Origin of the sequence: Sphingobium algorifonticola (assembly GCF_004005485.1) — a bacterium.
In the GTDB taxonomy this organism is placed as follows: Bacteria; Pseudomonadota; Alphaproteobacteria; order Sphingomonadales; family Sphingomonadaceae; genus Sphingobium; species Sphingobium algorifonticola.
Genome location: NZ_RZUL01000003.1, coordinates 616,314 through 626,417, shown reverse-complemented (window position 1 = coordinate 626,417; position 10,104 = coordinate 616,314). Strand labels below are relative to the sequence as shown.

12 protein-coding genes are annotated in these 10,104 nt (G+C 60.8%); 7 read left to right on the top strand and 5 right to left on the bottom strand.

The features are described 5' to 3' along the window. A partial coding sequence (locus tag ENE74_RS18405) for a hypothetical protein (RefSeq protein WP_206517696.1) occupies positions 1-246 on the top strand: 246 nt, incomplete at its 5' end. A gap of 156 nt (positions 247-402) precedes the next feature. Here ENE74_RS18405 and ENE74_RS12110 read toward each other — a convergent pair. Further along, entirely contained in the window at positions 403-1,023 is a 621-nt protein-coding gene (locus ENE74_RS12110) for a TetR/AcrR family transcriptional regulator (RefSeq protein ID WP_025291885.1), read from the bottom strand. Between the two features lie 86 nt (positions 1,024-1,109). Between ENE74_RS12110 and ENE74_RS18400 the strand changes: the two genes are divergently transcribed. The 6 genes from ENE74_RS18400 (at position 1,110) to ENE74_RS18515 (ending at position 6,365) form a co-directional block, all read left to right on the top strand. After that, the gene (locus ENE74_RS18400; RefSeq protein ID WP_206517695.1) at positions 1,110-1,460 is read left to right on the top strand and encodes a hypothetical protein; all 351 of its coding nucleotides are present in this window, start codon (positions 1,110-1,112) and stop codon (positions 1,458-1,460) included. Beyond that, positions 1,457-2,479 carry a TolC family protein gene (locus ENE74_RS12105; RefSeq protein ID WP_206517694.1) on the top strand — a complete coding sequence of 341 codons (1,023 nt, stop codon included), beginning with the start codon at positions 1,457-1,459 and terminating at the stop codon, positions 2,477-2,479. The genes ENE74_RS18400 and ENE74_RS12105 overlap by 4 nt, the downstream gene beginning before the upstream one ends. Then, positions 2,476-3,513 (top strand): HlyD family secretion protein, encoded by a 1,038-nt coding sequence (locus ENE74_RS12100; RefSeq protein ID WP_025291887.1) that lies wholly within the window; start codon positions 2,476-2,478, stop codon positions 3,511-3,513. The genes ENE74_RS12105 and ENE74_RS12100 overlap by 4 nt, the downstream gene beginning before the upstream one ends. After that, a complete protein-coding gene (locus ENE74_RS12095) occupies positions 3,510-4,673 on the top strand; it encodes an ABC transporter permease (RefSeq protein ID WP_127691149.1) in 1,164 nt (387 codons plus the stop codon). Before ENE74_RS12100 ends, ENE74_RS12095 begins: the two co-directional genes overlap by 4 nt. After that, on the top strand, positions 4,670-5,818 hold the full coding sequence (locus tag ENE74_RS12090) for an ABC transporter permease (RefSeq protein ID WP_127691148.1): 1,149 nt from the start codon (positions 4,670-4,672) through the stop codon (positions 5,816-5,818). The genes ENE74_RS12095 and ENE74_RS12090 overlap by 4 nt, the downstream gene beginning before the upstream one ends. Positions 5,819-5,957: 139 nt before the next feature. After that, complete coding sequence (locus ENE74_RS18515; RefSeq protein ID WP_084717660.1) at positions 5,958-6,365, top strand: DUF2147 domain-containing protein; 408 nt, start codon at positions 5,958-5,960, stop codon at positions 6,363-6,365. A 97-nt stretch (positions 6,366-6,462) separates the two neighbouring features. Here the strand turns inward: ENE74_RS18515 and ENE74_RS18260 are convergent, their stop codons facing one another. The 4 genes from ENE74_RS18260 to ENE74_RS12065 all read right to left on the bottom strand — a co-directional run bounded on the left by ENE74_RS18260 (position 6,463) and on the right by ENE74_RS12065 (position 10,026). Continuing rightward, positions 6,463-6,627: a hypothetical protein gene (locus ENE74_RS18260; RefSeq protein WP_158013973.1), complete on the bottom strand. Its 165-nt coding sequence runs from the start codon at positions 6,625-6,627 to the stop codon at positions 6,463-6,465. Between the two features lie 262 nt (positions 6,628-6,889). Beyond that, the gene (locus tag ENE74_RS12075; protein WP_127691147.1) at positions 6,890-8,275 is read right to left on the bottom strand and encodes a Dyp-type peroxidase; all 1,386 of its coding nucleotides are present in this window, start codon (positions 8,273-8,275) and stop codon (positions 6,890-6,892) included. A gap of 3 nt (positions 8,276-8,278) precedes the next feature. Further along, positions 8,279-8,890, bottom strand: a complete 612-nt coding sequence (locus ENE74_RS12070; RefSeq protein ID WP_025291891.1) for a hypothetical protein — start codon at positions 8,888-8,890, stop codon at positions 8,279-8,281. A 41-nt stretch (positions 8,891-8,931) separates the two neighbouring features. Next, on the bottom strand, positions 8,932-10,026 hold the full coding sequence (locus tag ENE74_RS12065; protein WP_223806879.1) for a catalase family protein: 1,095 nt from the start codon (positions 10,024-10,026) through the stop codon (positions 8,932-8,934). Positions 10,027-10,104: the final 78 nt, after the last annotated feature.

Genomic DNA, 10,104 nt, shown 5'->3' with positions numbered 1-10,104 from the left:
CACAAGCGCGTCGGGCGTTCCTGCATGATGGAAGCGTCACACCCGACGCGCTTGTGCCGGTCGGGCAGCACGAATATCAAACCGGCAGACTCTCGTTATGACCGCGGGACCAGTGGGGGGCAGGTCAGCCAGTATAAAGGGGCATTTCACGTCTTCAATAGTGCGGTATTCCTGCCCGAATCGAAACATGTCTATGCCAGGATCGATCAGATGTTTGACCGCTTGCAAAGTGAAGTTGTCCCATGAGGCCGCATCGAGGTTCGTTGCTATCTCGGGGTGACCGACGATGTGCTGGCATAAGAGTGCTATATAATTAGACTTGGATTCGGGCGCCGGTAGGCGCTGCCCAGAATAGTGGGATAAATCTGGCGACTTCTATTGGGTGTGTCGGGGATTATGGCATTAATTTGCCGCGAGCGCTCGTGCCATCACCAACGTGCCAAAAAACTCGAGCAACTCTCCGCCGGCGATCTCGGTGGGCTCGAGCAAGCCTTGGAACATACCGCCTTCATGGACGGCTAAAAGCAGACGGGCCATACGGCTGAGCTTCCCAGGCCCAACAGGCTTTTTCTGTTCGCCTACGCGGGCGATCGCATGTTCGATAACAGTGAGAATGCGCGCCTGACGCGCTGCATAATGAGAGGCGACGGCGGGATTTCTCAGCGCATGCAAGCGGAATTCGGCCTGAAGGAGATACCATTTTCGATCAAAGCTATAGTTTGACACAAACGCTTTGACGAAATTGTCTATCACGGGGCCGCTCGCCAGCAGTGCCTCGGTCATTGACGCTTCTAGTCGCACCTGAAGCCGCTCGATAATCCGATCGTAAAGCGCGAAGAAAAGCTCCTCTTTCGATTGAAAGCTCGAATTATACGCGCCCCTGCTAAGCCCCACGCGTTCGCAAATATCTTCCTGGGACGCGCCTTGAAATCCGCGTTCCGCAAACGCGTCAAGCGCGCCGTCCATGATGCGTTCGCGGGTTTGGGCCCTGGTCGGCCGGGTGCGCGCGGGTCTGCGGCTCATGATTGGTCTCGCGTGGACATTCGATACAAATATGTATTGAGATATATTTCTGTCAATGTTAGGTTTCGCGTAATGGAGATACCCTCATGGATTTGCGACGCCGGTTTTTGATTGCACTGCTCACGGCTACGTCCTCGACGGCTGCATTCGCTCAATCGATCGGTTCCATTCCATTGGATTATCGTGAAGCGCAGGCAATACTGCTGGAAAAGTCGGACGCCATCCAAGGCTCCGATGCTGATGTCCGAAGCAAGGAGGCCCAGGCGGGATCGACGCGGACGCTGGGACGGCCGACCGTCGAGTTTGAAGGACAGATGGTCCGCTACCAGAAGTCGCTTTATCTTCCCCTCGGGCCTCTGGCGGATGTGGCGCAGGATTATGCCATCAGCGATCCGTTGCGGTTTGAGATAGAGCGTACCAGTAGAGACCCATCGTGACTGCCACGCTTCCGCTCTATTCGGGCGGTCAGATTTCGGCCGCGCAATCTGGTTCCGTCGCTCAGCTTGGCCAGTCTCGCGCGGAGCGGCAAATCGTCATTGATAACGCCTTACTGCAGATGACCCAACTGTATTTCGGGCAGCAACTGCTCACCAGAGTAAGGGACGTTCGTCGCGATGTGCTCGGTGGGCTGGAGCGCCATGTCTCAGACGCGATCAAACTCGAACAGGCGGGTTTCATCAGCCGCGCGCAGCGCCTGCAGGCTGAGGTGGCCCGTGACGACGCGGCCAGGGAATTTGAAAAGGCCCAGGCCGATCTCGAAAGCGCCGATGCGACGCTGTCCGGTTTGCTTCGATCCTCTTCACCGGTCGTTCCTGCGACGCCGATTTTTGTAATCACCCGCCCGCTGGATCCTCTGGACGACTTTCTGGACGCGGCTCGCCGCGCGCATCCCCAACTGGAGCGCCTGGAGGCGATGGAACAGCTCGCGCAAGCGGGGGTGACGAACCAGCGCTCGAAACTTCGACCGACCGTCTACGGCTTTGCGCAGTATAATTTCGACCGACGCGACACCTTGCTGACCGATCCGGACTGGACCGTTGGTGTAGGTCTTCGCTACACGATCTTTTCAGGCGCCGGTCGCTCCCAGGCCGTGCAGGCAGCCCGAGAGACGGTCTCGCAGGCTCAGGCTGGTCAGCGGGAGGCACGCACCCAGATCGAAATCGGCGTCACCCGCTCATGGAACGAGACAGAAGCTGCGCGTCGGCGCTTCCTGATGACGGATAGCGCTATCGCTTCCGCGCAGGAGAATCTTCGCGTGCAGGCGGTGGGATATCAGCAGCAGCAGACGACCTCGCTTGACGTGATCGATGCGCAACTCGGCTTGGGCCGTGCCAGGGTCCAACGCGCCCAGGCAGCGCATGATTTTGTGATTGCCCTGGCCCAGCTCCTCCATGTCAGCGGAGAAATCGACAAGATGCCCGAATATATCGAACGGGGCGAAAGGATCGCGCCATGACAGCTGCCCAGGGGGAACCAGCTGCGACCAACGAGGCTGAGGAAATGCGCCCGCCTGTACTTGGTCGGAAGTGGCTGCCGGTCGTAGCGCTTCTCGTGATAGCCTTTCTCGCTCTGGGCTTGTGGCTCAGCTACCGCCCCGTGCCCGATCAACTCCAGGGCATGGTGGATGCCCGGGAACTGCGGGTAACCAGCAAGGTGACCGGCCGGATCGCCGCCTTCCATGTGGAAGAAGGGCAGAGGGTTCGGGCAGGACAATTGCTCTATACGCTCGACAGCCCTGAAGTCGCCGCGCGCTCCGAGCAGGCCGGCGGTGCCTTGGCGGCGGCGCAAGCGACCGCTGACAAGGCCGACGAGGGCGCGCGACCAGAAGACATCCAGGCAGCACAGGCCCAGTGGCGCCGCGCGCAAGCAGCCGCGGATCTCGCTCAAACCACCTATGCGCGCACGCAGCAGATGTTCGAGCAGGGCGTGATCGCCGGCCAGAAGCGAGACGAGAGCCATGCGAACGCAGTTGCTTCAACCGAAGCAGCCCGCGCGGCGCGCGCACAATATGATCTCGCGCTCGCCGGCACCCGACGGCAGGACCGACAGGCGGCCGGGGGCCAGGTGCAACAGGCGCGCGGCGCCGTTGCTGAGGTCGAGGCGGCAAAACGGGAAACACGCGTGAGTGCGCCGTCGGAAGGCGAAATCGGACGACGACTTGCCCAGGTTGGTGAGCTGGTTCCGCAGGGCTTTCCGGTCTTCGTCCTTACTGACATCCAGAACCCATGGGTCACTCTCACTTTGCGTGAAGATCAGTTCAACGCCATCCGGCGAGGTAAGACGTTGACCGGGCGGATACCCGCATTGGGTGACCGTACGGCGCAGTTCCGCATCTCCTTCATCGCGCCGGCAGGTGATTTTGCGACCTGGCGCGCGACCCGGCAATCAACCGGTTTCGATGTAAAGAGTTTCGAGGTGCGCGCCATCCCCGTCACTTCGATCGACGGACTGCGTCCGGGCATGACCATATTGTTCGACTGGCCACAATGAACGCGGCCTTTCTGGTCAGTGCCCGCCGCGAACTTGCGTTTCTGCAAGGCAGCTTCTGGGACCTCGCCCTCATCAGCTGGCTACCGTTGGCGCTGCTGGCGGCGATCGCAATCCAGATCTCGTCGGGCGTGATGCGTGACCTGCCTGTCGCCGTGGTCGACGAAGATGGAGGCGGCATTGCGCGTGAACTCGTCCGACGGCTGGAGGTGGCTCCGGGCTTGCGTGTCGCGGCGCGTCCGGTCTCGATGCTGGAAGCAGAGCATGTGGTACGTTCCAACGCCGCTTATGCGGTCATATTGATCCCGCAGGGACTCGAGCGCGCCGTGCTGCGCGGTGAAACGGGTCAAGTGTCGGTATTCTACAACGCCAGCTATTCGACACCATCGGGGTCGATCCTGCGCGAGGTCAGCGCCGTCGTCCAGGGACAGGCTCGCGTGCTGGCAACACAGCAGACCGCTGCAATCATCGGCCCCGCCCGGGTACGCGCGGCGCCGATCGCTGTTCAAAGCCGGATCCTCTACAATCCACAAGCCAGTTATGAACTCCAGCTTGTCGCCCTGATTCATCCCGCCTTGCTGCATCTGCTGTTCATGATCGCGGTCGTCAGTGCGCTGGGTCGCGAACTGCGCGACGGAACAATCGGAACATGGCTGGCGGGATCCAGGCGAGAGGCTATCGCCGCGATCGCCGGCAAGCTGGTCCCCTATCTTGCAGTGTTCATGCTTTGGGCGGCGCTTGCCACCACCTACCTCGTGGGCTTACGCGGCTGGCCCGTCGCAGGGAGCGTCGTGATGCTCATGGCGGGCTACCTCGCCATGTATCTCGCTTATGCCGGCATGGCCGTTCTGATCGTCGGGCTGACTCTGTCCATGGGGCAGGCACTGTCCATGACCGCGCTCTATGCGGGCGCTTCCTTCGCGTTCGCCGGAGCGATTTTTCCGATCGAGTCCTCTTCTGCCTTCGCACGGCTATGGAGCGCGCTTCTGCCCTATACCACGTTCGCCCGCCTCGTTGCCGAACAATGGATGATCGGCGCGCCTGTCGCCATGTCCGCTAAATTGCTCGCCATCCTGTGCGGATTTCTCGCTTTCGGCCTGTGTATCGGTTTGCCGCGGCTTCTGGCAGCCTCCAGCAATCCTGCTGTCTGGGGGCGACGATGATCGGCCGCGCCTTCCTTGGAACCCTCCGCGCGGTTTTCACCGATCGTTCGGCCTTCATGCTGATCGTCGTCTCAACGATCCTCTATTCCTTCTTCTACCCGTCAGCATATTCTGGGGAGGTCGCCACCCGTATTCCGGTGGCTGTTGTCGATCTCGACAACAGCGGTGCGAGCCGATCGCTGGTTCACAAGCTCTCCGCCCTTCAGCAGGTCGATCTTGCCGAACGATTGTCATCCCCAATGCAGGCACAGAGCTGGCTTCAGACTCGAGGCGCCGGCGCGATCGTCATCATTCCCGAGGGTTTCGAGCGTCGCATCCTCAATGGCGCGCAGGGTATCGTTTCCATTTATGGCAACGGCGCGTATCTGCTGCGCAGCAGCACCGCCCTTGCCGGGGTCGGTTCCGCATTGGCAGCTATCGGTGGTGAAGCTGCGGTCGATCAAGCGATGGCGCAAGGCGCGCCCGCCAATCCCGCCCTTTCCCTGGTCCAGCGTCCGCTCTTCAACACCCGCGAGGGTTACGGAAGTACCGTTTTTCCCGGTGTCGGCTTCCTCATCATCTATCAGACCTTGCTGATGGGTCTGGCCATGCTTGCAGGTACGATGCGCGATGGCGGGGGCCGGCTTCATTTCTCGGCCCATAGCCTCGTCGGTGTCGCGCTCGCTTTCTTTGTTATCGGCTGGGCAGACATCGCCTATTACGCAGGCTTCGTCTTCTGGTTTCAGGATTACCCCAGAGCTGCAGCCTCGCCCGCTACGCTGCTGGCAGCAGGCAGCCTCTTTGTCGGGGCTACCGTCGCGGCCGCGCTCGCGCTGGCCAGTTTCTTCCGGACCCGAGAGCGCCCCTTGCAGTTGCTCATGGGGACCTCTCTGGTCATCTTCTTTCTGGCCGGGCTGTCCTGGCCGGCCGAAGAGACACCTACCTGGCTCGTAATGCTTGCCCGCCTACTGCCGACGACGCCAGGAATCCATCTGATGGTGGGCGTAAACCAGATGGGCGCCAGCCTGATCGACCAGTGGGTGGAGGTCATCAACCTCGCCATGTTGGTAATTCTGTACGGGATAGTGGCCTGGTGGCGTCTCACAGGCTTGGACGTGAGGCGACAACGTATCTTTTCGGCGCCGGTGCCGTCGGGAAGCCAATGATAATCTGTTGACTGGTCACGGGCGAGATGCGCTCGACGTGTGCCCGGGCTGCGAACCAGAAGCGGCGAGGGACGGCTGTGACGCTCACAACACGTCCAAGACCGTCTTAGTGGCTGAAGATCTATGTGTGAGGTGGAACATGCACGGCCTAAAGCTTTCGAGCGCTCTGATATGCTTGTCAATGGCGACAGCGAGCGTCGGTGCCCCGCAGGATGGGGCGGGAGGCATATGGCGTAACCCTCAGAACAGCGTGCATGTCGAAGTGCGACCTTGCGCCAATCGGATGTGTGGCACTGTCATCTGGGCCAATGAAAAGGCGATCGCTGATGCTCGGCGTGGCGGTACGCCAAATCTGATCGGGCAGCAGCTGTTCCGCGACTTCACCAAGGATCGGAACGGAATCTGGCGCGGCCGTGTTTTCGTTCCTGACATCGCCAAGACTTTTTCAGGCACTATTGTGTCAATTGATGCGAAAACGCTTCGAGGCTCCGGCTGCCTTGTAGGCCGGATCGCGTGCAAGTCACAAGACTGGACGCGCGTGCGGTGAGCCTATGTGGGTGGAGCGGTGGCGCAGGCGCGTCAGTTGTGCACGGCTACTGAACCAAATCGGTATTTCATCTCGCCTGGTCAGCATCGAGATAGATTCATGCCTCCAACTGACCTTCCGCCGTCAGCACATTGATCGGCGCGCGCTGATATTCTGAGCTTTCGAACTCGTCCAGGCGATCGCAATGAGCGAACGCCTTTGTCTGCTCGCGCGGAATTGACAGAAACTCCAGACTGGCGCGGTCGCCTGCAAAGTCGTTCACTCCCGCCACAGGATTGAACCCCCATTGCATAAAGGTCGCTTACCACCACGCTATGACCGAATCTGGAAAGAATCTGGACAGCGCGGTGCTTCAGCGCCGCATTAAATGAGTGGGTTCGGGATGCGCGTAAACGATCAGTACGTTCATGATCAGGCGAGTTCTCTTTTGAAGCTCAAATGCTTCCTTCGCACATCGTGCCGTCCCAGATGAGCGGGATCATCATAGCAGGGTTGCTCTCCTAGGCTTGGAAATTGCGCGACGATCACACGCCGCTTGATCGCCAGCTTCCCCTCGATAACCAGGTCAACGCCGACAAGCTGGGCATGAACAGATATTCGCCGCCCTTCATGACGTTGAACGTCTGCACGCCATCAATGCGCTTGCGGGCCGGCGCACGGGGAATCGTGAAAAGACTATCCTCCTCATGCAGACCTACGACCGGATCGCGCTCTTCGCCAAGATCGACGAAGTTGCCACGATTGATCCATTCCTGCTGCATGAACTCGATCGTGTCATAGGCGCGCGCGCTGATGAAGATGAAGAAGATGCCGCGATCACCCTTGGCATCATCCTCGGGCGAGACGTCCTCGGAATAGACCGGGCCAAAGGTCGAAGATCGGCGGATGATCCGATGGATGTTGACGTCGGTCAGCAGTGTGAGCTCGGAATCACGCGGATTGAGCCGACGCATATGGCAGCCGAGCGGCACGACGCGGCCCTTGGGGTCGTCCTTGAAATTGAAGTCGTTGTTGCGCAGCGGATCGGCGCCCAGTGCCGGATCGTCATGATCCGGCGACAAGGTCAGCGGTGCACCGGAGCGCCACCTGCCGAACATCTTGGCCGCCAGAAGCTCGCGTTCCTCGGACGTCTCGCCATGTGCCTTGAGGAAAGCGTTGAAGCAGCCGACCCGGCTCTGGAACTTGCGCAGGACGACGAAGGTGCCGTTCTTTCCGAGCGCAGCAGGCTCCGGCATGCCAAGTGGCTGACCGTTCTCGCTTTCATAACCCAGGATGAACTCGCCGGCCTTGATCGGACGCTCTTCGCCGGGGATGGGATCGACGCCGCTGCCTTCGACTGCAGGTTGAGAGATGGAGTCCCTGAAACCAAACGGGTTCTTGGCATCGCCCGGCGCGCCGAAACGATGCTCTCCCAGCAACGTCACGCCGGTGCTCCGGTCGAGCTCGACGCGTGCTGCAATCAGTGCCTTGTCCAGCGCTGCATCGTCTACGGCGTAGATGGTCAGCGCCATGTGGCAGTTACCCGGCTTGAACACCTCTTCCCAATGCTCTGGCGCGTTCGGGCCGAAATCGCGCAACTGCTCGCGTCGTGCGGCCATGCCCTGCTGGAAGGGAAGGGGAAAGGTCTTGAGCTGGGCATCGGGGACGCCGAGCGCCTTGAGGCCCTCGAAGCTCAGCGCCGCGCCGATCCAGAAATCGAGATCCTCACTCCAATTGTCGGCGGACGCGATATGCGGCGCCAGACGACCGAGCAGATCGCGCGCGCCCTCGGCCTCATCGAAGTGGAGCATCGCATGGAGGCCGACATAAGGCTCGGGTCGGCTGCGCAGGATCAGCGCCTGGATATCGTGGAGATCGAGCGTGACGCTGTCGCGACGGAAACGCTCTCTCAGCTTTTGAAGGATAGCCATTGGTCAGCCCACCTTGTCGAGGAATTCGTTGACGGCGTGCTCCATGCGCTGGAGCCGGCGCACATCGACGACGGTGACCTGCGGATTGGCGACGAACCAGCCGGCCGCCGTGATCTGGTGGTCGGCGATGAAGTCCTTGACTTTGGGACTGGCGATGCCGGGCCAGCCCTCGACCGAGGCGAAGAGCAGGTCCATCAAATCCGGGATCTTGGTGGCGAAGTCGTTGATATAGGTGTCCCAGTCGCCATCATAGGCGGTCGCGAACAGAATGCGCGTGTCGTTGTCGAAGAACACGAAGCGCATATTGTGGAGCGTGCCCACTTTCTGGGCACCGTCGAAATTGCCGTTGACCAGGCCGAAAATGCGCCGCAGCCGATCGGCGCCGCCAGGCTTCAGTTTGGCGATTGCTGTCAGTTCCGAGACATTGCCCGACTGCGCGCCGACCCGACCGGCGGAACCCGCCGTACCCTTGAGATCAGGATTATGTTTGGTGACCATCTGCTCGAGCGCCAGTTTGGCGAGTTGCGGCGCATCGCCGGCAACTTCCTCGATCCTGCGGCGGATGGCCTGCAGGCGGGTTTCATCGATCTGAGGTGCTTCTTCGGTATCGGCCATGACAGGCCTCCTTTCTCGAAATCTGGCAGGTTTGTGCAGGCTCAGTCTGGAATGGCGTCGATGCTCGTCGGCTCAACCCGCGGCTGGGCGTTCATCTCGTAGCGGTAGCGGGTGGACCGCTCATATGCGGCGATCCGCACCCGCATGATCGAGCCGAGCGGCTGATGCTCGCGGATGCCGTGCCACGGGTTGAAGGAGAGGACATCGTCGCCATAGACGCGTCGTGCGGGCGAATAGGCGTCCTGCGGCGGAATGCGCAGCGTCGCGAGCGGCTGGTGCGGCGACAGGTCATCCGGCCAGAGCACGGCCGCGTCCTCGACCGGCATCTTGTCCAGATCGGCACAGAGTTGTGCCCGGAGCTGGTACTCGGCGCCTTGCTCGCGGAAATGCTCGACCACCAGGTCTCGCATCGTGGAATCCTCGACCGTGCCGACATCCTGGCCCGTGAGCGCCCGGACATTGTCGGACAGCGGCGCCGCGCTGATCTTGGCGATGTAATCGCCGAAGCGGATCGCCGCCATCGAGTGATAGGTCTCACCCAGGAGATGATCATTGTCCCGGGCGAGGCCGCGCAGTGTCGCGCCCGGTTCCACGCCGACGGCCTCGACCGCTGCCTCGACGCCTCGCGCGACCCCGGCCATCGCACGTTGGAGGAAGGCCGGATTCTGTGCATTCTTTTCGAGGAGCCCGATGAGCTGGCGGTACTTGCCGATCGTGCCGAAGCTCAGGACTGGAATATTCACCAGTAGAAAATCCTGATTGCGTCCAGTGTCCCCGGGCAGCAGCCGTTCGCCCTCGACGCCGAGGACCTTGATGGCCATTCCACGCGGGGCGGGAATGGTATCGGAGTGAATGTCACCCGGCGCCGAGGAAAGGCGGATCACCACCGGATAGGTCCCGGGTCGCGCAAACAGGCCTTGGCGCAGATGCTGCTGCAATTCGGGGACGATAAGTTCGGCCTTCAGGAACCCATGGCTCTTGGCATGGGCGTCCCGTACCGCGTGCCGGTGCCGCTCGAACGCCCTGCGATTGGTCGAAGCCATGATTTCGAGAATTTCGGCGGTGAGACGATCTTCGTCATCGCCAACCATCTCCACATCAGGGGAGTAGAGAATATAGGTGTCAGCCAAGGCCACTCCTTTGCGGCAGGATTTGACGACGGATGAGCAATTTAGCCTCGAAATTGTCATCCAATCGGGATATCAGGTGGTATC

Bases quoted from the DNA above. Each gene is read 5' to 3' on its own strand.
- ENE74_RS12110 (WP_025291885.1), bottom strand. From the start codon at position 1,023: ATGAGCCGCAGACCCGCGCGCACCCGGCCGACCAGGGCCCAAACCCGC.
- ENE74_RS18400 (WP_206517695.1), top strand. From the start codon at position 1,110: ATGGATTTGCGACGCCGGTTTTTGATTGCACTGCTCACGGCTACGTCC.
- ENE74_RS12100 (WP_025291887.1), top strand. From the start codon at position 2,476: ATGACAGCTGCCCAGGGGGAACCAGCTGCGACCAACGAGGCTGAGGAA.
- ENE74_RS12095 (WP_127691149.1), top strand. From the start codon at position 3,510: ATGAACGCGGCCTTTCTGGTCAGTGCCCGCCGCGAACTTGCGTTTCTG.
- ENE74_RS12090 (WP_127691148.1), top strand. From the start codon at position 4,670: ATGATCGGCCGCGCCTTCCTTGGAACCCTCCGCGCGGTTTTCACCGAT.
- ENE74_RS18515 (WP_084717660.1), top strand. From the start codon at position 5,958: ATGCACGGCCTAAAGCTTTCGAGCGCTCTGATATGCTTGTCAATGGCG.
- ENE74_RS12075 (WP_127691147.1), bottom strand. From the start codon at position 8,275: ATGGCTATCCTTCAAAAGCTGAGAGAGCGTTTCCGTCGCGACAGCGTC.
- ENE74_RS12070 (WP_025291891.1), bottom strand. From the start codon at position 8,890: ATGGCCGATACCGAAGAAGCACCTCAGATCGATGAAACCCGCCTGCAG.